20 protein-coding genes are annotated in these 25,351 nt (G+C 70.0%); 11 read left to right on the top strand and 9 right to left on the bottom strand.

Translation table 11 applies throughout. The features are described from left to right. Positions 1-65: 65 nt before the first annotated feature. Positions 66-2,987 carry a CHAT domain-containing protein gene (locus H6693_07015; protein ID MCB9515930.1) on the bottom strand — a complete coding sequence of 974 codons (2,922 nt, stop codon included), beginning with the start codon at positions 2,985-2,987 and terminating at the stop codon, positions 66-68. Between the two features lie 403 nt (positions 2,988-3,390). Here H6693_07015 and H6693_07010 point away from each other — a divergent pair, with 403 nt between their 5' ends. Together H6693_07010 and H6693_07005 are read left to right on the top strand one after the other, a co-directional pair. Continuing rightward, positions 3,391-3,984 (top strand): sigma-70 family RNA polymerase sigma factor, encoded by a 594-nt coding sequence (locus H6693_07010; GenBank protein MCB9515929.1) that lies wholly within the window; start codon positions 3,391-3,393, stop codon positions 3,982-3,984. 24 nt (positions 3,985-4,008) lie between these two features. Beyond that, positions 4,009-4,749 (top strand): fibronectin type III domain-containing protein, encoded by a 741-nt coding sequence (locus H6693_07005; protein ID MCB9515928.1) that lies wholly within the window; start codon positions 4,009-4,011, stop codon positions 4,747-4,749. An 83-nt stretch (positions 4,750-4,832) separates the two neighbouring features. On the opposite strand, the gene H6693_07000 is transcribed toward H6693_07005, so the two are convergent. After that, positions 4,833-8,090 carry a T9SS type A sorting domain-containing protein gene (locus H6693_07000; GenBank protein ID MCB9515927.1) on the bottom strand — a complete coding sequence of 1,086 codons (3,258 nt, stop codon included), beginning with the start codon at positions 8,088-8,090 and terminating at the stop codon, positions 4,833-4,835. 225 nt (positions 8,091-8,315) lie between these two features. Between H6693_07000 and H6693_06995 the strand changes: the two genes are divergently transcribed. Together H6693_06995 and H6693_06990 are read left to right on the top strand one after the other, a co-directional pair. Then, positions 8,316-9,074, top strand: a complete 759-nt coding sequence (locus tag H6693_06995) for a c-type cytochrome (GenBank protein ID MCB9515926.1) — start codon at positions 8,316-8,318, stop codon at positions 9,072-9,074. A gap of 21 nt (positions 9,075-9,095) precedes the next feature. Next, positions 9,096-9,566 (top strand): heme-binding domain-containing protein, encoded by a 471-nt coding sequence (locus tag H6693_06990; protein ID MCB9515925.1) that lies wholly within the window; start codon positions 9,096-9,098, stop codon positions 9,564-9,566. A gap of 31 nt (positions 9,567-9,597) precedes the next feature. On the opposite strand, the gene H6693_06985 is transcribed toward H6693_06990, so the two are convergent. Both H6693_06985 and H6693_06980 read right to left on the bottom strand, forming a co-directional pair. After that, complete coding sequence (locus H6693_06985) at positions 9,598-11,883, bottom strand: T9SS type A sorting domain-containing protein (protein MCB9515924.1); 2,286 nt, start codon at positions 11,881-11,883, stop codon at positions 9,598-9,600. A 200-nt stretch (positions 11,884-12,083) separates the two neighbouring features. Further along, the gene (locus tag H6693_06980; GenBank protein MCB9515923.1) at positions 12,084-13,397 is read right to left on the bottom strand and encodes an inositol-3-phosphate synthase; all 1,314 of its coding nucleotides are present in this window, start codon (positions 13,395-13,397) and stop codon (positions 12,084-12,086) included. 106 nt (positions 13,398-13,503) lie between these two features. Between H6693_06980 and H6693_06975 the strand changes: the two genes are divergently transcribed. The 3 genes from H6693_06975 to H6693_06965 all read left to right on the top strand — a co-directional run bounded on the left by H6693_06975 (position 13,504) and on the right by H6693_06965 (position 18,309). Further along, positions 13,504-14,388: a LysR family transcriptional regulator gene (locus H6693_06975; GenBank protein MCB9515922.1), complete on the top strand. Its 885-nt coding sequence runs from the start codon at positions 13,504-13,506 to the stop codon at positions 14,386-14,388. A gap of 66 nt (positions 14,389-14,454) precedes the next feature. Further along, positions 14,455-17,697, top strand: coding sequence for a PD40 domain-containing protein (locus H6693_06970; protein MCB9515921.1), 3,243 nt, complete (start codon positions 14,455-14,457; stop codon positions 17,695-17,697). Between the two features lie 45 nt (positions 17,698-17,742). Then, a complete protein-coding gene (locus H6693_06965; GenBank protein MCB9515920.1) occupies positions 17,743-18,309 on the top strand; it encodes an acyltransferase in 567 nt (188 codons plus the stop codon). Here H6693_06965 and H6693_06960 read toward each other — a convergent pair. After that, complete coding sequence (locus H6693_06960) at positions 18,306-20,018, bottom strand: hypothetical protein (GenBank protein MCB9515919.1); 1,713 nt, start codon at positions 20,016-20,018, stop codon at positions 18,306-18,308. The two genes, H6693_06965 and H6693_06960, sit on opposite strands and share 4 nt — an antisense overlap. 199 nt (positions 20,019-20,217) lie before the next feature. Between H6693_06960 and H6693_06955 the strand changes: the two genes are divergently transcribed. The 4 genes from H6693_06955 to H6693_06940 all read left to right on the top strand — a co-directional run bounded on the left by H6693_06955 (position 20,218) and on the right by H6693_06940 (position 22,623). After that, complete coding sequence (locus H6693_06955; protein ID MCB9515918.1) at positions 20,218-20,448, top strand: winged helix-turn-helix transcriptional regulator; 231 nt, start codon at positions 20,218-20,220, stop codon at positions 20,446-20,448. A gap of 551 nt (positions 20,449-20,999) precedes the next feature. Beyond that, the gene (trxA, locus tag H6693_06950; GenBank protein MCB9515917.1) at positions 21,000-21,518 is read left to right on the top strand and encodes a thioredoxin; all 519 of its coding nucleotides are present in this window, start codon (positions 21,000-21,002) and stop codon (positions 21,516-21,518) included. Positions 21,519-21,548: 30 nt separating this feature from the next. Then, positions 21,549-22,010, top strand: a complete 462-nt coding sequence (locus tag H6693_06945; protein ID MCB9515916.1) for an OsmC family protein — start codon at positions 21,549-21,551, stop codon at positions 22,008-22,010. A 34-nt stretch (positions 22,011-22,044) separates the two neighbouring features. After that, the gene (locus H6693_06940; GenBank protein ID MCB9515915.1) at positions 22,045-22,623 is read left to right on the top strand and encodes a TlpA family protein disulfide reductase; all 579 of its coding nucleotides are present in this window, start codon (positions 22,045-22,047) and stop codon (positions 22,621-22,623) included. A 2-nt stretch (positions 22,624-22,625) separates the two neighbouring features. Here the strand turns inward: H6693_06940 and H6693_06935 are convergent, their stop codons facing one another. The 4 genes from H6693_06935 to H6693_06920 are packed head-to-tail and all read right to left on the bottom strand — an operon-like array spanning position 22,626 to position 25,248. After that, on the bottom strand, positions 22,626-23,117 hold the full coding sequence (locus H6693_06935; GenBank protein MCB9515914.1) for an isoprenylcysteine carboxylmethyltransferase family protein: 492 nt from the start codon (positions 23,115-23,117) through the stop codon (positions 22,626-22,628). Continuing rightward, positions 23,087-23,485 (bottom strand): hypothetical protein, encoded by a 399-nt coding sequence (locus tag H6693_06930; protein MCB9515913.1) that lies wholly within the window; start codon positions 23,483-23,485, stop codon positions 23,087-23,089. The genes H6693_06935 and H6693_06930 overlap by 31 nt, the downstream gene beginning before the upstream one ends. After that, on the bottom strand, positions 23,486-24,097 hold the full coding sequence (locus H6693_06925) for a YceI family protein (GenBank protein MCB9515912.1): 612 nt from the start codon (positions 24,095-24,097) through the stop codon (positions 23,486-23,488). Between the two features lie 20 nt (positions 24,098-24,117). Then, positions 24,118-25,248, bottom strand: a complete 1,131-nt coding sequence (locus H6693_06920) for a hypothetical protein (protein ID MCB9515911.1) — start codon at positions 25,246-25,248, stop codon at positions 24,118-24,120. Positions 25,249-25,351: the final 103 nt, after the last annotated feature.

Genomic DNA, 25,351 nt, shown 5'->3' with positions numbered 1-25,351 from the left:
CCCACTCGCAGCCGCCCGCACTCCACGGGCGGCTGCGCTCTTTTGACGCCCGGCTTGGAGCGATGCTAGCGCGAGATGGCCTGGTAGAACGCCCAGTAGTAGGGGTGGGACTTGCCGGACTGGCGCTCACGAAGGTCGAGCTGAGTCTGGCGAAGGGCTTCGGCGGGACTCGCCCCCAGGAGCCAACGCCTGTAGAACTCCTGCGCGAAGTCGGCTGCCGCCTCGTCGTCGACGCGGATGCTGGGCGCCACCACGGTCTCGGCGCCGGCCCTGAGGAAGCTGCGGGCGAGACCCGCATGGCCCGCCCCGACGCCGCGGCGGACCGACTCGGCCGCCTCGCAGCAGGAGAGAAAGACGAGCCGGGCTTCGAGTCGGCTCCGCGAGATCTCGCTCGACGTCAACGGGTCGCCGCTCGCGCCCGCGAGCATGAGCGTGGTCCTGTCGGCGCGGCCCTGATAGATCAGGGCGTGACTCGCGATGTGGATGACGTCGTAGCGGGCCAGCCCGGCCGACTCCAGGTCGCGCCAGTCGGCGTCTTCCCCCACTCGCAGGCTCCCCAGCCCCGCCGGCCAGAGTTCGACGATCTCCCGCGCCTCCCTCTCCGCATGGTGGAGCGCCTTCAGTCCGCTTTCCGCCGCCGCGGCGCTCCCATCCACGCCCAGGGCCAGCAGCCGGCACCGCGCGTGGTCGACGCTTGCGGCGGAGTGGCGCCCGGATGGCGCATCGGCCAGCCGAATGGCGCCCCGCTCCAGCCAGACTTCCTCGGGTGCGCGTCCCGTCTGGAGGGCGCACCAGGGCACGGCGAAGAGGGGGCCGTCGGGCACGATCGTGAGCGTGCTGTCCCGGCTCCAGTCCACGGGGATCCCCCCGAGGGCCTCGGCGAGGGCGACGAGCTCCGAAGGCACGGAGTCCCGCCCCGGACGCCCCAGATCGGCGAGAACAGGCCCCAGGAGTCCAAGCAGCTCCGCCTCGCCCGGAAGCCGACGCAGTTCGGCGGCGCCCGTGCCGTAGCGCCAGCGGTAGGAGTGCTCACGGCCCACGAAGTAGACGAGCTGATTGGGCGCCATGCGAGCGGGCGGCGTCGGAGAGGCGGCGCCCCAGCTCGGCAGCAGCGCCCAGACGTCGGCGAGTGCCGTCGCCGCGTTCTGGCCGGTCACCGACTCCCCGTTGGGGCCCACGGCGAGATCGAGCATTGACTCCGCCAGGTCGCGTCGAAGATCCGCGTCGAGCACCGTGTCATCGTCGAGATCGTCGGCCGCCCCTTCCGTGCGCAACAGCGCACCCACGCTCGCATAGGCCTGTCGCGCCTTTCGGCGATCTCCGCGGCCGGCCTCCGCCCTTCCGGTCTCGAGATCCAGCCGCATGAGGAGGTCCGGCGGCGAACTGGAAGTGCAGAGGGCGCGCATGCGCTCCAGCTCCCGAAGCGCATCCTCGAACCGATGCTCGCGCGACAGCGAGACGCCCCGCAGCAACGCCGACTCCAGGCGGGTGCGGAATCGACCCCCGAAGGCGCCCTCCTCGGGGTCGCTCAAGAGTTCGCGGACATCGGCGTACTTGCCCTCGTCCAGGAGTACTCCTGCGAGCAGCAGCCGACTCTGGGCCGCCCGGTCCTCGTCGCGCTGGTCTTCAGCCCGTCGCAGACAGCCGCGAAACGCCGCTTCGGCCGCGCCGAGGTCGCCTCGCCGCTTGGCGACGGCGCCTCGCTCCCTGTCCAGTTGCCAGGCGCGCGCCGGATCGGGTCGGGCCGTCAGCGCCGAGTCCGCGCGGGTCAGGGCGTCGACGGCAAGCGCGAACTGGCCTTGCCGGGCGTAGAACTCCGCGCTGTTGATCTTCAGGTCGAAGCGTTCGTTGCGATCCGCGGCCGAGCTGCCCCCGAGATGGCTGAGGGAGTCCAGCACGGAGATCGAACGATACGCCTGAGCCGGGCGCCCCCGCTCCATGCCCTGCTTGATCAGCTCCAGATGCAGCTCGGTCATGGTGGAGGTGCTGGTCGTGTTCGGCGTGAAGCTCACGGCGACTTCGACCAGGGAGTCCACCTTGGCGTAGTCGCCGACCTTCGCGTAGTACTCCGCCTGGATCAGCGGGAATCGAGCGCGGCTGCTCGGATTGGGGTAGAGCTGGATCCAGCGTTCCCCGGCCTCGAGGTAGACCCGGCTCGAGTCGAGGTCGCCCAGGATCAGGTGGCGCCGCATGAGATTCGCCAAGAGGATCTGGACGGACATCGAATCGCCGTCCGCGCGGGCCAGGGCAAGGCCACGGCGATAGTATGGGAGCCCCTTCGCGTAGTCACCACCCCGGTCCGTGGCGATGCCGGCGCGAGCGAGAGCCATGCCCGCGACGTACGAGAGGCCATTCGCGAGGCTGGAGTCAACGCACTCGCCGTACAGCGCGAAGGCCGCCGGCAGCTCGTGCCGGACGGCGCGCAGGTCGGCCTCCATGAGACGCAGGTTCATCAGCACGCTGGCGTCGCCCGTCTCCCTGCGGACGGCGGAGGCCAGTGCCTCTCCCATCGCGACGGCGTGAAGGGCGTCATCGAGGTGGTCGCCCGCCTGCAGGGCCTGGACGAGATAGAGCCAGGTCGTCGTCTCGAGGCGCCAGCCGCCGGTGGCACGGGCCAGGGGAAGCGCGTCGAGCAAGCGGGCGGCCGCCTGGTCGGCCTCCCCGTGAAGCGCGTCGCGCCAGGACAGGCGGATCGTCGCCCAGACCTGCTCCCACGGCTCCAGCTCCTCACGCCGCGCGTAGGCCCGCTGGAAGCCGCTGTTGCCGTGACGGGCGATGATGGTTCGCCAGGCATCGAGATAGAGGCCCAGGACCGTCGTGGTATCCGGCAGCCCCGGATGCTCGAACATCTCGAGACAGCGGCTCTGACCGATGTAGCGCACATTGTAGGCAGCGAGCTCTGGCCAGAGCACGCTGCGGGGGTTCGCATCCCACAGCGCAAAGAGGCTGTCGATGGCCGCCGTTCGATCGGCCTTGCTGTAGAGCATCGCCTGCAGCCCGTAGAATCGGTCCAGCTCCCGGATGACCAGCGAGTCGCCCCGATCCCCCTCTGCCAGCGAGCGCCGCGAGGCCTCAATGGCCGGGCGCAGTTCATCGGAGAGAGGGACGCCCTGCAGCCCGTCGGGAGCCGACCGGCGCTCGCAGGCGCCGGAACCCAGGATTCCGAGAAGCAGTGAAAGAAAAAGGAATGTCCGAACTGGACAGCGCCGGCCCATGCTCGCTATCTTCCCTGTTGGTAAGTAACTACGAATGGGTGTCGTGGCCGTGCACCCCTGCCGAGGCATGGACCAGACCTTGACACATCGGGAGCGATGCCGCAAGGCATCGCCCAAGCAGAGGCAGAGACCGGCGCTCCACCGGGGCGAGCGGGCGCTGGTCAGGGGAGTCGCGGTGGGTCCAGAGCAGCTTGGCGCGGACATCCAGGCCTACATCGCCGGCGACGACGCCGCCGGCGACCGCATCTGCCGGCACCTGGAACAGAGCATCCGACTCGAGGTCGGGCGCTTTCTCGTGCCCGACGACCCGGAGCGCGAGGACGTCGTTCAGGATTCCCTGCTGTCGATGCTGGCCTACCTCCGTCGGGCGGGACGCGCTCCCGACCGGCCCGAGGCCTTCGTCGTGACCATTGCCGGCAATCGCTGCCGGAATCTCTACCGGTGGCGGAAGCGTCGAACGATGGTCCGCGTGGACGATGCCGAGGCCACGCTCTCGGAAGAGCGCGGTCCCCTGGACATGCTCGAGGCCAGAGAGATCGACGCGCTGCTCGAGCAGGCATTCAAGCAATTGCCGGCGGAATGCAGGGACCTTCTGACGTCTATCTATTCCCAGGAGCGTCCGATGGAGGAGCTGCAGCGCGAGGCGGGCCTCGGATCGCTGCAGGGAATCTACTATCGGAAGTACGCGTGCCTGAAAAAGCTTTCGGAGCTCTTTAATCGGGGCCTCCTCGGCGGTCGATACGGTCGAGCCAAGCGACCAACGCCTTAGATGCCCCAGTCAAAGGCAAACACGATGTCCCCACACGAGAGCAGTCCCTACATGTGCATCGATCCGCCCATCGGTGACCAGATCTGGCGACTCGAATTGCCCGAGACCGACGCCTCCCTGCGCGAGCAGCTGGAGGCGCACGTGTCCGCGTGTCAGGCTTGCCAGCTCCTCCGTCAGCTCGATCAGCGCGCGCGCGTGCTGGCGCGGCAGGATGCGCTCGGCCGGCGTGAGACCCGTCTGAGCGGCTGGCTGAGCCTGCGCGGGTGGATGCGCCCCCCCGTCTTCGCGGGCGCGGCCCTCGTGGCCGCCGCGCTCGCGGCGCTGATCATGCCCCCGCGGCCGGTTGACCTGGGCGGCATCTCGCGTGGCGCCGAGGACGCGCGTTTCCTGCGCCCCGTGGAGGGCGAGGTCGTCGGCGCGGGACGGCACAGGCTCGCGTGGACGCCGGTGGAGGGCGCCTCGGGCTACCGCGTGGAGCTTCGCGACAGCCAGGGCGAACGAGTCTGGAGCGGCGAGAGCGCGTCGCCGTCGGCGGAGCTGCCGGTGACGGTCGCGCTCGAGCCGGGGACCGAGTACCGCGCGCTGCTGGGCACGCAGCCCGCGGACCTCTTGCCGCCGGGTGGCGTCAGCGTGGCCTTCCGCGTGGGGAGCCCGCTGCGCGTTGCGCTGCACCGCCTGCGCTGGACCAGCCCGGTGCTGCAGGGCGTGGGCCTCGTGGCGGCGGGGCTGCTCATCGTGTTCACGGTCTTTCGACGGGGTCGCTGAGCTAGCCCGCGTTTCCACCGATCCTATGCACGATGCCCCACCCGCCGCAGCGGGTGGGGCATCGCGGTTGAAGGCTCGACCGCTCACTTGAGCAGGACGAGACGGTGCTTCTCGGTGTGCTCGCCCGCCGAGAAGGCCAGGAAGTAGACGCCCGAGGCCACGTCGGTGCCGCCCTCGTTCTCCCCGTCCCACTGGAGGGAGTGGCTGCCGGCCGCGAGGTAGCCGTCCTGGAGGCTCGCGACGCGCCGACCGAGGATGTCGTAGACCTGGGCTCGCACCATCGCGCCCTCGGCGAGCGCGAAGTCGATCTGCGTGAGCGGATTGAAGGGGTTGGGGCCGATGGCGAGGATGCCCGTCTCCCCGCCGCCCGACAGCGGCGCGCCGCCCGGAGTGGCCGTCCAGGTGAAGAGCGCCGAGTCCTCTTCGCCGCACATCTTCACCTGCGCCGAGACACGGGCCTCGTAGTCGTAGTCGACGTGCGTCGGCAACATGACCGAGTGCGTGGTCCCCACCGCCGTGAACTCCACCGGCTCCTCGGCCTGGTTCACCCGGTTCCAGGACACCCGGCAGGACACCGGGACGTTCGTGGTCCAGGTGATGCCGGTGTCGCCGCTGGGCAGCACGAGGAAGGTGGGTCCGCTGATCGTCAGCGGCGCGGCCAGATCGGCGCAGGGATCCGTACGACTGCTCAGCGCATTCATGAACGCGAGCAGATCGCCCTTGGCCGTGCCGCTCTGGGTGTCCAGCCAGCTGGCGACGCTGGTGTCCATGCCCTGCGGAAACTCGTGGCTATGGGTGCCGAAGTTGAATAGCGGGGTGTTGATCGGCGCGGGCACCGACGCGTCCTGCAGCGAGAACTGGTTGTAGGCGTTGTCGGGCAAGATCTCCGACGGGTCGTGGTAGGGCGCCGCGAGATACAGGTTGTCGGCCTTGTAGGAGGTGCCGGCCAGGTCCGTCAGCGACTCCTGCAGCCAGGTGTGTTCGAGGACCTGATCCAGGGTGCGGTAGCGGCCGTCGTGGAAGTACGGCGCATTGTCCCAGGCGCCCGCGAGGGCGGGCGTGTTCACCGCCTCGAAGGTGGGTCCCTGGAGGAGCGGGTTGACTGGCGGAATCCGACTGCCGACGTTGCAGCCGTTGCGCAGCGACGCGCTGTTGCTGACGTCGCCGATCAGCGTGATGAAGGACTGGGTCGCGTCGTGGAAGTACCGGTCATCGTCCTTGAGCGACCGCGTCAGCGGTCCGATCTCCAGGTCCTGGTCGAAGAGCTGATTGAGGGACTGATCGAACTCCGCGTTGAAGCGCTCGAAGTAGGTGGTCGTCGGGCCCGAGTGGCAGCGCACGCAGTTCATCTGCTCGAACCACCCGCGGCCGCGCTGCTGCGCGACGGTTCCCAGCTTGGCGTCGATCGCCGGCGCCGGCGCCGGGTCATGCGGCGACTGCGGGGAGTCCGCGGCGAAGGTGAAGCTCTTGGTGTCGCGGAAGAAGCGGTTGCCCGCGCAGTAGGTGCACTTGCCGTCGTCGACGCCGTCGTTGTTCAGGTCGTCGTCGTCCAGGATCGTCCGCGACCCGTCGAAGAACAGCCACTCCGTGGAGCCGACGTCGAAGATGCTCGGCACGGCCACCGGAATCGGGTTCTGCGCAAGCGCGAACAGGCTCACCGTGAGCCGCACCTTGCCATCGAGGTGCGCGTCGACGTGGCAGGAGCCGCAGCTGACGTTGTTCACGCGAGCGGTCGAGCCCTCGCGGAAGTCGAACGCCTCGCCGAAGGTGAAGAAGGCCTGTTCCTCGGGCAGATTGGGATCGCTGGCGCTGAGCCCGTAGCGGTCCAGCGCGAGGCTGGTCAACTTGGTCAGGCCGCGGAGACGCAGCGCCTCGTGATCGAGTTGATTCACGATCCACAGGGCGTCGGGAGCATTCGCGTCCCGCTGCCGCGTCCACACGATGCCCCGGGGGTTGCCCTGGTAGGACGTCGTGCTCAGCAGGTCGCCCAGGCACACCAGCGCGGGCTTGTGCGCCTGGCGATAGTTGACGATCCCGCCATTCATGACGCTCGAGTTCGCGCCGCTGGCGGCGATCGTGTTCGCGTTGCTGATCGTCGGGTCCTGACCGAGGGCGTCGCGATTCCCGCGCAGGGTCGGATCGAGCACGTCGAAGTCCGAGAGCGTGCTCGCGTCGCCGCCGGGCAAGGCCTCGGTGATGAGCTTGCCGGAACCGTCGACGTCCGCGCGGCCAACGGTGCCGGAGGCGGAGAAGGTCGTCCACAGCTCCCACTTCACGAGACCGCCGGCGAACGCATAGCGGAAGGCGAAGCGCTCGGGCAATACGGCAGGCAGCGCATCGCGGTTCGTCGTCCAGCGCACGGGATTCGGGAAGTCGTTGTCGGGCTCGTGGTTGAAGACGACGTTCTGCCGGTAGTTCTCGTCGTTGGGGTCCGTACCCAGCGGCTGATTGCTTGCGTCGAAGCCGATGTTGCCGATGACATTCGCGATCGTCCGGCCGCCGAACTGAGGATCCTCGCTCTGGGCACCTTCGCCGAGGTAGCTGAAGTACACGCGGTACTGCCCGGCAGGGAAGTTCGGAGGAATCGCGTTGGACGGTGTGCCGGGCGGAGGAAAGACCGCCAGGCCACGAATCGGGCTGCCCAGCGCGAAGCGCAGCAGCGGCGCCGACGGAGCCGAGGTGTCGAAGACGAGCAGGCTGCCGCCGTCGTAGGACTTGTCCGCCAGCGCGTGGTCGGCGGCCAGGCCCTCTTGCCCCAGCGCGCCCTGCACGTGGCCGACGAAGAGACGCTCCCCGTCGGGCGACAGCGCGAGGCCGCGCGGCTCGCGCTCGGTCTCGAAGACCGCCTCCACCAGGCGATTCACGCAGTCGATCCTGACAACGGAGTTGCGCCAGCTCTCGGCGCCCGGGGCCACGCCCTTGCAGGCCACGTACACGTGGCCGGGGTCGGTGTGATCCCGGAGGATCTCCGTGCAGCCGTAGGGCACCGCGATGGGCGTGCCCACGGCGAAGAGCCCGCTGCCCCCCGACCGCTGGAGCACGGTCATCTCGTCCAGATCGGGATGTGAGAGCACCGCCAGGTTCGCGTCGAGAAAGCAGACATCCCAGCTCGGCGCGCCGACGGCGATCTCCGTGTGCGTCACGGCCCCGGTGAAGGGAGAGACCGTGAACTGGGTGATGTTGCTGGTGGCCAGGCTCGTTGCGACGAGCGTCAGCCCGTCGGGGCTGGCCTCGATGTTCCGGGGTTTGCCGGCGTCCGCGAGCGCGCCGGCGGCGTTGAGTGCAGTCACGGCCAGGGCCAAGAACATCGCCCCGGCCGCCCTGCGAGCGGTCGTGTACATCGCGTCTCCCTTCGATTGGATGCCGCCTGCGGACACCGCAGGCCTTGCGAAGAGGAGACGGAGAAATCGTGTGGATTACGGCAGGAATGTGCAGAATCAAGGACCGGTCCGCGTGCGCGCCCCGGGGCGTCGCCCGGGGGCAGGACTTTTGCCTGGCGCCCCCCGGCGCGCAGCACCTATGCTCCCGCGATTGCGCCAACCCCTCGCCCGCGAAACGGAGCTACCATGAAGCGATCCACCCTGCGACGCGCCCTGCTGCTTGCGCCCCTGCTTCTCATGCTTTCCGCGCCCACGCTGCTGGCCCAGATCCCCGACAGCTTCGAGAACCTGAAGGTCTTCCCCAAGGACATCGGCAAGGAGGAGCTGGTCGGTCAGATGCGGGACATGAGCGCCGCGCTCGGCGTGCGCTGTACTTTCTGCCACCACGAGAAGACGCCGGGCGATCACCGCAGCATCGACTGGGCGAGCGACGAACTGGCCCACAAGCGAACGGCCCGCGGCATGCTGGAGATGGTCCAGCAGCTCAACGGCGACCTGCTCCCGGCCGCGTTCGAGCACTCCGAGAGTCACGAGGACGCCCCGCGCGTGCGCTGCATCACCTGCCACCGCGGGCTCGAGAATCCCGAGACGCTGGACCGCGTGATCCTGGGCGTGGCGCACGACAAGGGCGTCGACGCCGCGATCGCCCGCTACCGCGAGCTCAAGGACGAGTACTACGGCTCAGGCTCCTACGACTTCAGCGCCGGCACCCTGGTCAGCGCCGCGCAGAGCCTGGCGCAGGAGGGCGGCGACCTGGACGGCGCCCTGGCGCTGGTCGAGCTCGACCTCGAGGCCTATCCCGAGGACACCACGCTCCACACCATGAAGGCGCAGCTGCTGCTCTCGAAGGACGACAAGGACGGCGCGCGCAAGAGCGCCGAGCGCGCCCTGGAGCTGGACGCGCACAACCGCGCTGCCTCGCGGATCCTCGAGCAGCTCAAGTAGGCGGTCGCGAAGGGAGGGGCGATGAAGGCCGGCAAGCTCCTGCGCCGGGTCGGGCTGACAGCGGCCGTGCTCGTCGTCGCGGCCCAGTTCGTGCCGGTCCGGCGCGACAACCCGCCGGTGGCGATGGACGTCCAGGCGCCGCCCGCGGTGAAGGACATCCTGCGCGCCGCCTGCTACGACTGCCACTCCAACGAGACGCGCTGGCCCTGGTACAGCCGCGTCGCGCCGGTCTCCTGGTGGCTCGCGGACCACGTCCACGAAGGGCGCAAGGATCTCAACTTCTCGCGCTGGCCCATCCTCGATTTCGAGGCGCAGCGCGACGCCCGCGAGGACATCGTGCAGCAGATCGAGAAGGGCGAGATGCCGCTCGCGAGCTACCGCCTGGGGCATCCCGAGGCGCGGCTCGACGCGGGGCAGAAGGCCGCCCTGCTGGACTGGGCGCGGGGCGACGGCGGTGTGAACGTCGAGGACGAACTCGAAGGGCTCTACTGAGCGAGTGCAACTCTGGTTGCGCACCAACGACTCAGCGCAGAAGCACCAAGCGCTGGGCTGAACTGCCTGCGGCCCCGAGACGAACCAGGTAGACCCCTGATGCCATCGGATGGCCGGCATCGTCGCAGCCGTTCCAGATTCGCTCGTGTACGCCGGCCGCGAAGGGCTCGTTGGCGAGGGTTCGCACCTGGCGACCCGATACATCGTGCACCGTGAGGCTGACGCGCGCCGGTGCACCCAGGGTGAAGCGCAGCGTCGTCTGCGGATTGAAGGGGTTTGGATAGGCTCCGAGCAGACGAGGTGCCATGGCGAGCGCGCTCAGTACGATGCTCTCGGAACGCAGCACCTGCCACTCCTCACCACCCTCACGGCCCTGCAGCGTATAGCGGGCCTGGCCGCCGGCTGCCAGCGCCGACGAGTGATCCACCGCGTCGTAGCGTCCGCCGCCGCTGTCGACGAAGGGCACCTGCCAGCGCGTCTCGCCGAGTTCGGCCTCGAGGCGGAAGTCCATCCCCAGACCCGTGGCCTCCCAGTGCGCAGTCACCTTGCCCGGCTCCGCGTCGAGTCGGAAGCTGCTGAGCGCTACCGGCACGGTCTCGCGCCACTTCAAGCCCATGCTACGATAGTAGCTGGCTGCGACCGCGACGAAGTCGGCATTGGGAGCAGGCACGTTGCATTGGCCCCCGGCATTGTCCCCCCAGGCCACGATCGTCCCGTCGGCTTTGAGTCCCAGGCTGTGAGTCTCTCCCCCCGCCGCGGCCACGAAACCCGCGTTCGGCGCGGGCACGTCGCACTGGCCATACGCGTTGCTCCCCCAGCACACGATCGTGCCGTCGGCCTTCACGCCAAGACTGTGCACGTCGCCTCCGGCAACGGCCACGAAGTCTCCATTCGGCGCTGGGACGTCACATTCGCCATGGGAGTTCCAGCCCCAGCCCACGATCGAACCGTCGGCCTTGAGTCCAAGGCTGTGATCCCAGCCTGCCGCGATCGCCACGAAGTCCGAGTTCGGCGCGGGCACATCGCACTGGCCGAAGGTGTTTCGCCCCCACGCGACTACGGTCCCATCGGCTTCCAGGCCCAGGCTGTGATGCCCGCCACCTGCGACGGCCACGAATCCTACATTCGGTGCGGGTACGTCGCATTGGCCGAACTCGTTGCTCCCCCAGGCCTCGATCGTCCCATCGGACCTGAGGCCCAGGCTTTGAAGCGGGCCACTCGCGACGGCCATGAAGCCCGTGTTGGGCGCAGGCACGTCGCATTGGCCATCGTCGTTCAGGCCCCAGGCGACGATCGACCCGTCCCCCCTCAGTCCCAGGCTGTGCGTTTCGCTCCCCGTCACTGCCACGAAGTTTGTATTCGGCACGGGGACGTTGCACTGGCTGTACTCGTCATCCCCCCAGACCACTAAAGTGCCATCGGTCTTCACGCCTAGGCCGTGACGCCAGCCCCCTCCAACGACCATGAAGTCGCCATTCGGCGCGGGCACATCGCACTGGCCATGCCCGTTGTATCCCCAGGCCGCGATCATCCCGTCGGCCTTCAGCCCGAGGCAGTAGTAGCCACGTCCCGAGACGGCCACGAATCCCTCATTCGGTGCGGGGACGTCGCACTGCCCGTTCTCGTTGTTCCCCCAGGCCAAGATCGTCCCGTCGCCCTTGAGACCCACGCTGTGGGCATCGCCCGCCACGATCGCTACGAATCCCTCATTCGGTGCGGGGACGTCGCACTGCCCGTCTTGGTTGTTCCCCCAAGCCACGATCGTCCCATCGGACTTCAGCCCGAGGCTGTGGCGCCATCCCGCCGCGACTGCCACGAAGTCAGAATTCGGTTCGGGCACGGTGCACTGGCCCGAGGTGTTGGAACCCCAGGCCACGATCGTCCCATCTGCCTTCAGTCCGAGTGAGAAGCCGCCACCCCCCGCAACCGCCACGAAGTCGGAGTTCGGTTCGGGCACGGTGCACTGGCCCGACGAGTTGGAACCCCAGGCCACGATCGTCCCATCTGCCTTCAGCCCCAGGCTGTAGGCCCATCCCCCCGCGACGGCCACGAAACCTGCGTTGGGCGTCGGCACGGCGCACTGGTCGTAGCGGTTATCCCCCCAGGCCACGATCGTCCCGTCGGCCCTCAGGCACAGGCTGTGTCCCACGCCACCCGCGATGGCCACGGGTCCCTCGAGAGTCGACGGTTCCACCAGGAAAGTGGTGCCCCAGCCAACGATCGCCCCTGCCGGCTGTCCTAGCGCGGGAGTGTTGTGGAGCGCGAGGCCGCAGATGACAACTGCGCCGAGGGCAAGTGCTGAAGCGATCCGTTTCATTAGGACTTCCAGTACCCGTGTCCGCACATCACGTCGCCCGGGTGGAGCGACACCCGCTGGGGCCAACAGGGGCTCTTGGCTAGATTTGATTTTAGCACTGGACCAGTCAACGTACCAGCAATTGGGCACAGCCAGTGATACAAAAGCCCCCGGGGCTACCCCCGGGGGCCTCTCACCCTCGCGATTGCCGCACGTGGGATCTAGTCGTAGTACTCGGTGCCGAGATGCGTGATCAGGTCCTCGCCCATCAGGTGGCGCAGGTTGTTCTTGAGCTTCATCAGCTGGATGAACAGGTCGTGCTCGGGATAGAGACCGGCCGCCGCCTGCGGGCTCTTGAAGTAGAAGCTCAGCCACTCCTGGATGCCCTTCATGCCGGCGCGGCTGGCCATGTCCATGAAGAGCGCGAGGTCGAGGACGATCGGCGCGGCCAGGATCGAGTCCTTGCAGAGGAAGTCCACCTTGATCTGCATCTGCTGGCCCATCCAGCCGAAGATGTCGATGTTGTCCCAGCCCTCCTTGTTGTCCCCGCGCGGCGGATAGTAGTTGATCCGCACCTTGTGGTAGAGGTTGCCGTAGAGCTCGGGGTAGAGCTGGGGCTGCAGGATCGTGTCCAGCACGGAGAGCTTGCTCTCTTCCTTCGTCTTGAAGGACTCGGGGTCGTCGAGCACCTCGCCGTCGCGGTTGCCGAGGATGTTCGTGCTGAACCAGCCGCTCACGCCGAGCATGCGGCTCTTGAAGCCGGGCGCGAGGATGGTCTTCATCAGCGTCTGGCCGGTCTTGAAGTCCTTGCCGCCAATGGGCACGCCCTCACGCTTCGCCAACTCCACCATGGCGGGGAAGTCCACGGTCAGGTTCGGCGCGCCGTTGGCGAAGGGCACGTGCTCCATGATCGCCGCGTAGGCGTAGACCATGCTCGGCGCGATGGTCGCGTCGTTCTCGCGCATCGCCTTCTCCAGCGCGTCGATCGACTGGTGCGCGGCACCCGCCTTGAGAAAGACCTCGGTGCTCGCGCACCAGACCATCACGAGGCGGTCGCAGCCGTTGTCCTTCTTGAACGCGCGGATGTCGGCGCGCAGCTGGTCGGCCAGGTCCATCCAGTTGGCGCCCTTCTTCACGTTCGGGCCGTCGATCTTCTTGACCCACTTGTGATCGAAGACGGCCGGCATCGGCTTGATGCCCGAGAGGAAGCCCTCGATCGCGTCGAGCTGCTCCTTCGGCAACACGCCGGCGTTGAGCGCGGCCTCGTAGGCCGTGTCAGTGAAGATGTCCCAGCCGCCGAAGACCAGATCGTCGAGGCCCGCGAGCGGGACGAAGTCCTTGATCAGCGGGCTGCGGTTCTCGGTGCGCTTGCCCAGGCGGATGTGCGCCATCTGGGTCAGGCTGCCGAAGGGCTTGCCCAGCCCCCGCCGCGCCAGCTCGACGCCCGCGTAGAAGGTGGTGGCCACGGCGCCCATGCCAGGCGTCAGGATGCCCAGCTTGCCCTGGGCGGGGCGGATGGACTTGGCGGGACTCATTGCGCGACCTCCGTCGGCTCGGGATGCGCGGAGGGTAGCCGGACTTGACGCTTAAAGCCATCTCATAGTAGTAATCTCTGCGATCAGCAAGGCTAATGGAGGGCGCGTGGAGCGACGCCAGCTCGAGAGCTTCGTCACGGTGGTGGAGGCCGGCAGCTTTCATGGGGCTGCGGCGCGGCTCTACGTCACCCAGTCGGCGGTGAGCCAGTCGGTGAAGGCCCTGGAGCAGGAGCTCGGCGAGCCGCTGCTCCTGCGCCCGGCCGGCGGCCGGAGCGGCTCGCTGCGGCTCAGCGCGGCAGGGCAGCTGTTTCTGCCCATCGCGCGCGACATCCTGCGCCGCTTCGCGGAGGGCCGGCAGGCCGTGGTCGAGCTGCGCGGGCTGCTCAGCGGGCGGCTGGCGCTGGGCGCGGTGGACGTCGCCGCGGTCTACCACCTGCCCGACCCCCTGCGCGCCTTCAATCGCGCCCACCCGGGCCTCGCGATCTCCGTGCGCGTCGACGGCAGCCGCGCCCTCGCCGCCGCCCTGCGCGAGGGCGCGCTGGACCTGGCCTTCGTGCTGGCCGCAAGCACGCCGCCGGGGCTGGCCGGCCGCCACTTCCGCGACGACCCCCTGGCCGTGGTCGCCCCGCCGGACCTGCTCGCGGGCCTGGGGCCGGATCCGCCAGCGGCGGACGTCGCCGCGCTCGGCTGGATCACCTATCCCCGGCGCTCGGTGAGCCGTGGCCTCATCGAGGCCGCCTTCGAGGCGGCGGGCCTGCCCTTTCCCGTGCTGATGGAGATCGACCGGCCGGAGGCGATCCTCCAGCTCGTCCGCGCGGGCCTCGGGCTGGCCGTGCTGCCCGAGCGGCTGCTCGCGGACGCACCGGGCGCGGGGGAGCTCGCCCGCCCGCGGCTGGCCGGCCTCGAGGCGAGCCGGCCGATCCGCATCCTCCACCGGCCGGAGGAGGAGCTCGCGCCGGCGGCGCGCGCCTTTCTGACCACGCTCGATTGAGTGAGGCACTTGGCCTGGATCCCTCGTAGGGCTAGGATCCCCGGAACCCCCTCGGAAGGACCGACCATGCACCGCTGCGTCACCGGCCTGCTCGCCCTCGTCCTGCTCGCCCCCGCCCCCGCTCGCGCCGTGGAGGGCTACTACCGGCAGCCCGCGCTGCACGGGGACGCGGTGGTCTTCGTCGCCGAGGGCGACCTGTGGCGCGTACCGGCGACCGGCGGCGAGGCGCGGCGCCTCACGACCCACCTCGAAGCCGAGAGCAACCCGGCCATCTCGCCGGACGGCCGCCTGCTCGCCTTCTCCGCGAGCTACGAGGGGCCGACGGAGGTCTACGTCATGCCGCTGGAAGGCGGCCTCCCGCGACGTCTGACCTACGAGGGCCAGACCGCGGCGGTCGTGGGCTGGACCCCCGCCGGCGAGGTGCTCTACCGCAGCTCGAAGCGCTCCACCCTGCCCAGCAGCCAGCTCCTCCGCGTGCCGGCGACGGGCGGCGCGGCAACGCCGCTGCCTCTGGCCCAGGCGGCCGAGGGCTGTCTCGACCCCGCGGACGGCACGCTCTACTTCACCCGCTTCGCCCAGCAGGGCAGCCACACGCGCCGCTACCGGGGCGGCACGGCGCAGAACCTCTGGCGCCTGCGGCCCGGCGCCGACGAGGCCGACCCCCTCACCGCCGACTACCCGGGGACGAGCAGGTCCCCCATGCTCTGGCAGGGCCGGCTCTACTTCGTCAGCGATCGCGACGGCAGCATGAACCTCTGGTCCATGGCCACCGACGGCGGCGACCTGCGCCAGCTCACGCGGCACCGGGGCTGGGACGTGCGCGAGCCGTGCATCGACGCGGGGCGCATCGTCTACCGGCTCGGCGCCGACCTGCGGCTGTTCACGCTCGCCACCGGCGAGGATCGCCGCCTGCGCATCTCGCTGCTGAGCGACCTCGAGCAGATGCGCGAGCGCTGGGTGGACAAGCCCATGGACTACCTCAGCGCGGCACATCTCTCGCCCGCCGGCGACCGCGTCGTGCTCACGGCGCGCGGGCAGGTCTTCGTGGCGCCGGTCAAGCAGGGGCGTCTCGTGGAGCTCGGCCGCGCGCCCGGCGTGCGCTATCGCCAGGCGCGCTTCGCGCCAGACGGCGCGTCCGTGCTGCTGCTCTCCGACCAGACCGGCGAAGTGGAGTGGTGGCGACTGGCGGCGGACGGCATGTCGCCGGCCGCGCAGCTCAGCAGGGACGGCCGCACGCTGCGCTTCGACGGCGTCCCCTCGCCCGACGGCAAGTGGATCGCCACCTGGGATCAGAACCAGGAGCTGCATCTCGTGGACCTGGAGCGCGGCCGCTCGCGCAAGGTGGCGGACTCGCCGCTCTGGGAGTACGACCCGCCGCGCTGGTCGGCCGACAGCCGCTGGTTCGTCTACGGCGTGCCGGCGGCCAGCAGCTTCACGCAGCTCATGCTCTACGACGTCCGCGCCGAGACGAGCACGCCCATCACCAGCGACCGCTACGAAAGCGTCAGCCCCGCCTGGAGCGCGGACGGCAAGTGGCTCTACTTCCTCTCCGATCGCCACTTCCACTCACTCGTCGGCAACGTCTGGGGCCGCCGCCAGCCCGAGCCCTACTTCGACGCCCAAACCCAGCTCTTCGCGCTCGCGCTCACGGACGACCCCGCCGCGCGCTTTCCCTTCGCTCCCGACGACGAGCTGGCGGGCAAGGGCGACGGTGCCGACAAGGAGGCCACGAAGGACGCGGCCTCGACAGCGCCGGCCATCGCCCTCGACGGCCTCGCCGGACGGCTCTACGCCCTCCCTGTCCCGCCGGGCAACTACCGCGCGCTGAGCGCGAACGGCAGCCGCCTCTTCTGGCTGGCCTGGGACGCGGACGGCGCCGACGACCGCCGCCTCATGGCGCTGGACATCGGCAACGACGACCCCGAGCCCGTCACGCTCGCCACCGGCGTCGACGACTACGAGCTCTCCGCCGACGGCGAGCACCTGCTGCTCCGCCGCGGCGACGCGCTGGCCGTGATCGGGGCGGACAGCGGCGCGAACGCCGACCTGGGCGACGCCGGCGTGGACCTCGCGGGCTGGCGCTTCGCGCTCGACCCGCGCGAGGAGTGGCGGCAGATGTTCGTCGAGTCCTGGCGCCTCGAGCGCGACTACTTCTACGACCCGGCCATGCACGGCCTCGACTGGCGCGCCGTGCTCGAGAAGTACCTGCCGCTGGTGGATCGCGTCACCGACCGCGCCGAGCTGAGCGACCTGCAGGGGCAGATGGCGGCGGAGCTGAGCGCGCTGCACGTCTACGTCTACGGCGGCGACCACCGCGACGACGCGGCCGACGTGAACCCCGCCGGCCTCGGCGCGGTGCTCGAGCCCGACGAGGGCGCCGGCGGCTGGCGCGTGGCGCGCATCTACGCGGGCGACCCGGAGCAGCCCGACGCGCTGTCCCCCCTCGCCCGGCCCGAGGTGGGCGTGGTCGAGGGCGATGTCATCACCGCGGTGAACGGCATCCCCGCGCTGTCGGTGGACGCGCCGGGGCGCCTGCTGCGCGACCAGGCCGGCAAGCAGGTCCGGCTGAGCCTCGCCTCGCGCGGCAAGCGCAAGGGGCGCGACGTGATCGTCACCCCCCTTGCGGCCGCCGCCGAGCGCGAACTGCGCTACACCACCTGGGAGGTGGAGCGGCGCGAGCGCGTGGAGACGCTGGGCGAGGGCAAGCTCGGCTACGTCCACCTGCGCGCCATGGGCCCCGGCGACATCGCCGACTGGGAGCGCGACTTCTACCCCGTCTTCGCCCGTCAGGGGCTGATCGTGGACGTGCGGCACAACGGCGGCGGGAACATCGACAGCTGGATTCTCGAGCGGCTCATGCGCCGCGCGTGGATGTACTGGGCGCCGCGCGTCGGCGACAGCACGAGCAACATGCAGTACGCCTTTCGCGGCCACCTGGTGGTGCTCATCAACGAGTGGACGGCCTCCGACGGCGAGGTCTTCGCCGAGGGCTTCCGCCGCCTGGGCCTCGGCCCGGTCATCGGCACGCGGAGCTGGGGCGGCGAGATCTGGCTCACGAGCAGCAACACGCTGGTGGACGCGGGGATCGTCACCGCGCCCGAGTTCGGCGTCTACGGGCCCGAGGGCGCGTGGCTGATCGAGGGCCACGGGGTCGACCCGGACGTCGTGGTGGACAACCTGCCCGCGGCCACCTTCCGCGGCGAGGACGCCCAGCTCGCGGCGGCGGTGGACACGCTGCTCGCGCGCATCGCGCGGGATCCGCGCCCGGTGCCGCCGCCGCCGGCGCACCCGGTGATGCCCCGGGACTGAGGCTTCGTCCTTGCCAAGCGCCGGCCCTTCGAGAATACTCGCCGCATGGGTCTTCTCACTCGACTGGGAAACATCTGGCGCGCCCAGCGCCTGCGCCTGCGCATGGCCGGCTCGGACGAGTACAGCATCGTGCCCATCCTGCGCGAGCTGGGCGTCACGATCGGCGAGGGCACGCGCATCTTCTCGCGCAAGCCGGTGGAGATGTTCGGCTGCGATCCCTACCTGATCCGGATCGGCAAACGCGTGACGATCGCCGGCGAGGTCATCTTCGTCACCCACGTCGGCATGCCCTGGAGCGTGCGCAAGGACGACCCCGACTTCGACGCCTTCGGCACCATCGAGGTCAAGGACAACGCCTTCATCGGCCTGCGCACGGTGGTCATGCCGGGCGTGACCATCGGCGAGAACTCGGTCGTGGGATCGCTCAGCCTGGTGACGAAGGACGTGCCGCCCAACGTGATCGCCGGCGGCGTGCCCGCCCGCGTGCTCACCACCCTCGACGAGTTCCGCGAGAAGCAGCAGGCCAATCGCACGGTGGTGCGCGGGCTTTCGCCCGAGGAGCGCAAGGCCGTCCTCATGCGCCTCTGGGACCGCCACGACGCGCGGGACTAGTCCAGACCGACCGCCTCGCGGTGTCCCCCGATGAGCAGCTCCACGCTGAACGCGCGCGCGAGGCGCAGCGGATCGGTGATGGCGTCCGGGTCGAGGAACTCGCGGATCGCCAGCTCCCGCCGGCCGAAGACCGCCTCGCGATACTCCCCGCGGAGATAGTAGGGCAGCGCCGGACGCGCAGTTTGCCCCCGCCGACGCAGGCGGCGCAGCGCCAGCGGCAGCTGCCGTCGCGCCTGGGCCCGCAGCCGCCGCTTCCAGCTCACGGGTTCGCTGAAGCTGTACCCGTAGCTCGACGGATAGCGCGCCAGCGCCGGATCCAGGCTCGCGATGAGCGCCGCCTGGAAGCGCCCGTAGCGCTTGAAGCGGAGCGGAACGCCCAGGCTGCGCTCCACGAAGCGCGGCTCGGCGAAGGGCAGGAGCGACGCCCCGAGCTGGTTGTTCAGCATGATGTTCGCGCCGGCCCAGCGATTGCGCAGCAGCGGGTAGAGCCGCTCCATCTCGCGCCGGGTGACCCAGCCCCGCTCGATCCCGAGCAGCGACTGGACCTTGGCCGCGAAGCGCGCGAGGAACTCGCCGCGGTCGAAGCGGTCGCTCAGGGCGCTCGTGTCGCCGGGGTCGTAGCGCGTCTCGAGGAAGGGGCGGATCGCGAAGCGGCGGTCCGGCAGGTTCCAGAAGTCGCGAAAGATCTCCCCGCCGGCGCCGTTGAGCTGCAGCCTCGCCTTCGCCGCGCGCTCCGCGCGGGTGGCGTGGTCGCTGCCGTTGTCGAAGATGCCGTCGGCGCTGAGCGCGTCGAAGAAGTGGAAGTTGCGGCGCAGCACGCCCAGCCAGGCGTCGACGGACAGCGGCGCGGCCTCGTGCTTGTCGACGACCTCGAGCGCGAGCCCCTCGCCCTCGGCGATGCTGCGGGCCACGCGGACGTCCGCGTCCTCGGGCCGCCCGTAGACGTAGAGCCGCGGCGCGACGCCCAGCTTGCGCAGGATTGCCAGCATGAGGCGACTGTCGTAGCCGCCGGACAGCGCCGCCGTCACGCTGCCGTCGAAGGCGCTCGCCAGCGTGCCGAAGGTGTCCAGCAGATCGCTCTCCACGCTGGCGAGCTGCTCTGCCATGGGCGCGGCGGCGAGCGGCGCGAAAGGCTGTGCCCGGCGCGGCCCCGGCGCACGGGCGATGAGGTCCCAGCTGCGGGCGTCGTCGAGGGTGACCACGCCGGCGAGCGGTGTCTCCTCGCCGAAGGACAGCCCGTAGAAGACGTACTCGTAGAGCGCCTGCGCACTGGGCGCCCGCGGCGACTCTCCGGCCGTCAGCGCCAGCAAGGCATTGGAAAGCCGGTCCCCGCCGGCGTTCCGGTAGACCCGCAGCGCCGCCCCGCGGTCCTGCGCCAGCAGGAGCCGGCCGTCCCTCTGGAGGAAGAGCACGAAGTTGCCCATCAGCTCCGCCTCGAGCGCCTCGAGAGGCAGGCCGCTGGCGAGGATGGCGTCCAGCGCGGCCACGCCCTCGCGGCCGCGGAAGAGCAGCGTCCCAACGTAGGCCGCCCAGTTCCCATCGGCGCCCCGGCGATGGCCGCAGCCCCCGCCGTCGGCCCGCGCATAGAGCCGGAGCGTGCCCCCTGCGAAGGGAACCGCGCGGTCGCAGCGCAGGCCCTTGCGCCCGAAGGCGCGGTCGGCGGGCCCGTCGTCGGGCTCTCCGCCCCCGTGAACCAGGAATCCGGCCAAGTGCGAAAACCTCCTTGCTGCAACACTTTACGCAGCCAGTTCGCGGCCTGTCAATTCTCGCGCGCCGCCCCTTGACAGTTCGTCCCCGCAGTGATATCTTCGCATTCGAATATGCGCATAAGCGCATCACCAGATACCCGGAACGAGGAGCGGAGCGATCACCGTGGACTTCGAACTGGCCAGCGCGCGGCTCAAGGCCATGGGGCATCCCACCCGGCTGCGCATCCTCGAGCTGCTCAAGCGCTCGGGCTGCTGCGTGAGCGAGATCGAGCAGCGGCTGGAGCTGAGGCAGTCCAACGTCAGCCAGCATCTGCGGGTGCTGCGCGACTGCGGACTGGTGAGCGTGAGCCGCGAGGGCCAGACGGTCTGCTACCGGCTCAACGAGCCCCTGGTGAGTCCGCTCCTGGCGTCCCTGGAAGAGCTGTCCTGAACCCGGCGCCGCGGCGCCCCCTTGGAGGCATCATGTCGACCACTCCGCTCATCGACGAGCAGACCGAACAGCACCTGCGCGGCTTCTTCGGGCAGCGGCTGCAGCACAGCGTGGACGTCACGCTCTACACCGGCCAGGAGAACGAGGACGCCGTGGACTTCACCCGCCGCTTCCTGCGCGAGCTGGCCGCCATCGACGCGCGCATCCAGCTGCGCGAGGAGAACCTGGGCGACGCGGACCGCGCGCGCGGGCTCGTCTCCCCCAGCGTGGTGCTCGGCAAGGAGCTCGGCTACGCGATCGAGGTGCATGGCGCGCCCAGCGGCCACGAGGCGGGCGCGCTGGTGGAGACCCTGGGTCTCCTGGGCAGCGGCGACTCCGAGCTGGGCGCCGACAGCCGCGCGAAGCTGGCGGCGGTGGACAAGGACGTGCTCCTCTACTCCTTCGTCACGCCCACCTGCCCCCACTGCCCGGGCTCGGTGCTCCTGAACCACAAGATCGCCATCGAGGCCAAGGGCAAGGTGCGCTCCGTGGCCGTCAGCGCCGGGGAGAACATGGAACTGGCGCAGAAGTTCGGGGTTAGCAGCGTCCCTCAGCAGGTGATCAACGAGGATCCCGACAGCGCCACGATCGGCCGGCAGCCCGAGGAAGGCTTCGTGGACCAGGTGCTCGCCTACGGCGCGAGCAACGCCGAGGGAGTGCTGGCCGCCGCGCGCGAGCGCGAGGCCGAGAAGACCCGGCTCGTGGACGCGCCCACCGCACCGCTCACGATCACGGACGCCAACTTCGACGAGGCCGTGAACAAGTACCCCTTCCTCGTCGTGGACTGCTGGGCGGAGTGGTGCGGCCCCTGCCGCATGGTCGGTCCCATCGTCGAGGCCCTCGCCGCCGAGCAGGCGGGCACCATGGTCTTCGGCAAGCTGGACACGGAGGCCAATCAGCGCATCCCGATGGAGTACCAGATCCGCTCCATCCCCACGCTGCTGGTCTTCAAGGACGGCGATCTGGTCGAGCGCATCGTGGGCGCCATGCCCAAGGAAGCGCTGCTGGCCAAGCTGCAGACCCTGCTCTAGGAGGCGACGATGGCGGCGAGCACCACCAGCATGGAAGTGATCCGCGTCGACGGCCTCAGCCTGGCCGCCCGCAGCGGAAGCGGCCACTGGTTCAACATGGACAACTCGGTGAAGGGCGGCGGCCACGACGGCGCCGCCTCGCCCATGGAGATGGTCCTGGCCGGCCTCGCCGGCTGCACGGCCATGGACGTCCTGAGCATGCTCGAGAAGATGCGCGCGCGGGTGGACGACCTCCGCATCGCGGTCACGGCCGAGCGCGCCGACGAGCACCCCCGGGTCTACACCAGGATCCACCTGCTCTACCAGGTGAAGGGCGACGTGAAGCCCCGCCAGCTCGAGCGGGCCATTGGGCTGAGCCACGAGCGCTACTGCTCGGTCTCGGCGATGTTGAAACCCGGGGTCGCGATCGAGCATCATTACGAGCTGGAGACTAGCACGGAACCTGCAACCCCGACCGACACCCCCCTCGGAGCCGCCCGGAGCGATGGGTAGCGCCGTGACACCCCGACAGCCAAGGAGAACCACCATGAAGAAGCTTCTCGCTGCCGTCGCCCTCGCCATCCTGGCGCTCGGTCACGGCCTGCCGGCCGGCGCGATCACGGCCACGGGCGACGCCGCCCCGGACTTCACGCTGAGCACCCTCGACGGCGCCACCAGCTACACGCTCTCCGATCTCAAGGGCCAGGTGGTCTACATCGACTTCTGGGCGAGCTGGTGCGGCCCCTGCCGCAAGTCCTTCCCCGAGGTCCAGGCCCTGCAGAGCGAGTACAAGGACCGGCCCTTCCAGGTGCTGGCGCTCAGCCTCGACCGCCGGGCCGGCGACGGCCTGAAGTTCATCCAGGCGCAGAAGTCCACCCTCACCGCGCTCTTCGACGACGGCGGCGCCGTGGCGAACGCCTACGGTGTGCGGAGCATCCCGAGCATGTTCATCGTGGGACCGGACGGCAAGGTGGCCTACAGCACGGTGGGCTTCGACCCGCGTGCGATGCCGCAGATCAAGTCGACGATCGATGGCCTGCTCGCGCAGGTCGAGGGCGGCAAGGGCAAGGGCGCGTCCGCGGATCACGGCACGGCCGACCGCGCGACCGCCGAGCGCATGGAGTAGGCTCAGTAGATCCAGGGCAACAGACGCTTCCCCACCTGCCGCCGGTAGTCGGCGTAGGTGGGGAATCGTGTTTCCAGGCGGCGCTCCTCGTAACGCGACTTGCGGTCGAAGAAGACCAGGAGCAGCGCGGCGAGCAGCAGCCCGCCGAGACTGCCGCGCCAGAGCGCGAGCCCCAGCGATCCTAGCACCAGACCGCCGTAGATGGGATGCCGCACCCGCGCGTAGACCCCGCCGGCCACGAGGCGCGCGCCCTGCCGCGGTTCGGGAAAGGGGCTGAGCGACGGACCCAGCGCCAGCAGGCCGCCGGTCCCCAGCCAGCCGCCGACGAGGATCAGCGCCAGGCCCGCCCAGCCGAGAAGCGCGGGCCGCGGGAAGGTCCAGTCGAGCGGCTCCCAGAGGATCAGCCCGAAGATGACGAGCTGCACCAGCACCCAGCTCCAGCCTCGCCGCGCGCGCCCGGTCGTCAATTCTCGAGCGCCCCTTCCGCGATCCAGGTGCCGATGGCGGTGACCTGCTCGGGCAGCAGCGCGCCGCCGAAGGGCATCTGGGCGCCGTAGGCCGGGTTGCCGCTGATCTTCTGGAAGAGCACCGAGTTCGCCGTGTCGCCCGCGGCCACCCGGAAGGGCCCGCCGTAGCCCACCGCCTCCACGCCGACGATGTTCGCGTAGACCGACATCTCCGGGAAGTGGCAGCCCTGACAGTTGGCCTGCAGGATGGGTTCGACGTCGTCGCCCCAGAGAACGGTGAACTCCGGCGGCGGCGGTTCGAGGGGCGCCGGCACGTAGGGATCGCCGAGATCCGAGCAGCCCGTCAGCGCGAGCAGCGCCACGCCCAGCAGCAGCGGCAGTCGAGCGCGTCGCATCTAGCCCTCCTGGCCGCGGCTGTGCGCGGTGAGCGCCACGGTGACGTGCTGCACCTCGTCCAGCTTCATGATCAGGAACTTGGGCCGCGAGATCTCGTAGTCGGCGAGCTTCACGTCGAAGGTCGACGCCACGCCGAGCGCGCGGCCGTCGGCGCTGCGCGTCACGGTGACGGGCACCTCGATCCGCCGCGTCACGCCGTGCAGCGCGAAGTCCCCCGCCAGCGTGAGCGTGGCCGAGGCGCCGGGCGCGAGCGCGGCGCCGCTCGTCGCGACGACCGAGTCGGCCGTGAAGACGGCGTGGGGGTACTTGTCCGTCTCTAGATGGTTCTCGCGCATGTGCTGGTTCCGCTTGCCGATGCCGGTGTCGATGCTGGCGAGGTCCACGCGGACCTCCACGCGGCAGCCCGCGCGGAGATCCTCGAGGTCGACGCTCACGCTGCCCGTGGCCTGATCGGTCTTGCCCTCGACGGTCTCCATGGGCGCCTTGGAGAGGAAGCTGACCTGGTTGCCGTCCTCGCCCGGGACGATGCTGAACAGCGTGGGCGCGGCCCAGGCCGGGACGGCCGCAAGCAGCAGGCCGAGGAGAAGCGTCGCGCGGGGGATGGTTCGCATGGGGATCTCCTTCCGCTCGGTCAGTAGAGGAAGTGGAGGATGAGGGTGGCTTCGTTGTGGTCGGCCGTGGCGAAGGCGGGTCCGCCCTCGTAGACGTGCCAGTTGAACATCGCCTGCAGGCCCACGAAGGGGGTGAGCAGCAGGTCCGTGCCCAGCCCCAGGCGCTGATGCGTGCCCGTCGTCAGGTCGATGTCCGGGTCGTGCTGATCGTAGGTCAGGCGCAGGGTCGCCCCCGGGTGCGGCGTCCAGTTCAGCTCCTGGCTGGCGACGAGCGCGATCACCGACGGCCCCTCCGCGAACTCGCGGCGGATGACGTCCCACTCCCCGAGCCAGGTGAGGGGCCCCAGCGCCAGGTAGGCCAGCGGTCCGCCCAGACGTCGCTCGAGACCGGGGCCCGCCTCCTCGTCGCGGTAGAAGGACCCGCCCACGGCGCCGCGCAGCCCCGCGAACTCGTGGCGCCACTCGGCGCGCAGCGCGACGGCGGGCCGGTTGTCGCCGTCCAGGGGCTGACCGCCCGAGCCGTTGAAGATGCCCGCGCTCAGCGAGGCGTCGGCGCCGGGGAAGAGGCCGAGCTCCACGCCCACGTCGTCGTTGGCCGGGGGCGCGAAGCCGGTGAGCTCGCGAACGAAGCGCGTGTGGTCGGCGAAGCGCCAGCCGTAGGAGGGCGTGAAGCGTCCGGCCTTCAGGTAGCCGCCCGCGGGCAGCACGTAGGCCAGCCCGTAGGCGTCGCCGCCGCCGCTGGGCCCGCGCTCCAGGTGCAGGGCCAGCCGGTCGTCCAGCTGGACGTGCAGGTACACGCTCCCCTGCATCTGGAAGAAGTTGTCCGCGCTCTTGAGGGCGGCGTCGGGATGGTACTGGTAGAGCGTGCGCAGGTCGGCGCCCAGGCTCACCCTGTCGTTGAGCGCGGGATCGATGGCCTCCAGCACCGCGTCCGAGGGCCGCCGGATGACCATCTCCTCGGGGATCAGGTACTGCGCGGCGTAGGCGCTGCGTTTGCCGCCGCCGGCGGGGTCGTCGTGGCAGAGCAGGCACTTCTGGCCGTAGCTGGCGGCGTAGCGCGGCAGCGCTTCCGCCGACGGGACGCCCAGCGCGGCGAAGAGGGTGAGCAGCGCAAGGCCAAGCAACAGCCGGCGCGGCGGAGGGACGGGCATGGGGACCTCCGGTGTGCGGCGTGACCGAGTCGTGGTGGGGCCCGCTGCCGGGCCGGACATCGTGTACTTAATCAGGAATCTCTGAACATTGCAAGGGCAAACG

Source organism: Candidatus Latescibacterota bacterium (genome assembly GCA_020633725.1).
Classification (GTDB): Bacteria; Krumholzibacteriota; Krumholzibacteriia; order JACNKJ01; family JACNKJ01; genus VGXI01.
The sequence above is the reverse complement of the archived record's forward strand: the minus strand, read 5'-3'. Positions and strand labels throughout refer to the sequence as shown.

Excerpts from the sequence above, each read along its gene's own strand:
- H6693_07015 (MCB9515930.1), bottom strand. The coding sequence starts at position 2,987 with ATGCTCTACAGCAAGGCCGATCGAACGGCGGCCATCGACAGCCTCTTT.
- H6693_07005 (MCB9515928.1), top strand. The coding sequence starts at position 4,009 with ATGTCCCCACACGAGAGCAGTCCCTACATGTGCATCGATCCGCCCATC.
- H6693_07000 (MCB9515927.1), bottom strand. The coding sequence starts at position 8,090 with ATGTACACGACCGCTCGCAGGGCGGCCGGGGCGATGTTCTTGGCCCTG.
- H6693_06995 (MCB9515926.1), top strand. The coding sequence starts at position 8,316 with ATGAAGCGATCCACCCTGCGACGCGCCCTGCTGCTTGCGCCCCTGCTT.
- H6693_06990 (MCB9515925.1), top strand. The coding sequence starts at position 9,096 with ATGAAGGCCGGCAAGCTCCTGCGCCGGGTCGGGCTGACAGCGGCCGTG.
- H6693_06985 (MCB9515924.1), bottom strand. The coding sequence starts at position 11,883 with ATGAAACGGATCGCTTCAGCACTTGCCCTCGGCGCAGTTGTCATCTGC.
- H6693_06980 (MCB9515923.1), bottom strand. The coding sequence starts at position 13,397 with ATGAGTCCCGCCAAGTCCATCCGCCCCGCCCAGGGCAAGCTGGGCATC.
- H6693_06970 (MCB9515921.1), top strand. The coding sequence starts at position 14,455 with ATGCACCGCTGCGTCACCGGCCTGCTCGCCCTCGTCCTGCTCGCCCCC.
- H6693_06965 (MCB9515920.1), top strand. The coding sequence starts at position 17,743 with ATGGGTCTTCTCACTCGACTGGGAAACATCTGGCGCGCCCAGCGCCTG.
- H6693_06955 (MCB9515918.1), top strand. The coding sequence starts at position 20,218 with ATGGGGCATCCCACCCGGCTGCGCATCCTCGAGCTGCTCAAGCGCTCG.
- trxA (MCB9515917.1), top strand. The coding sequence starts at position 21,000 with ATGGAACTGGCGCAGAAGTTCGGGGTTAGCAGCGTCCCTCAGCAGGTG.
- H6693_06945 (MCB9515916.1), top strand. The coding sequence starts at position 21,549 with ATGGAAGTGATCCGCGTCGACGGCCTCAGCCTGGCCGCCCGCAGCGGA.
- H6693_06940 (MCB9515915.1), top strand. The coding sequence starts at position 22,045 with ATGAAGAAGCTTCTCGCTGCCGTCGCCCTCGCCATCCTGGCGCTCGGT.
- H6693_06930 (MCB9515913.1), bottom strand. The coding sequence starts at position 23,485 with ATGCGACGCGCTCGACTGCCGCTGCTGCTGGGCGTGGCGCTGCTCGCG.
- H6693_06925 (MCB9515912.1), bottom strand. The coding sequence starts at position 24,097 with ATGCGAACCATCCCCCGCGCGACGCTTCTCCTCGGCCTGCTGCTTGCG.
- H6693_06920 (MCB9515911.1), bottom strand. The coding sequence starts at position 25,248 with ATGCCCGTCCCTCCGCCGCGCCGGCTGTTGCTTGGCCTTGCGCTGCTC.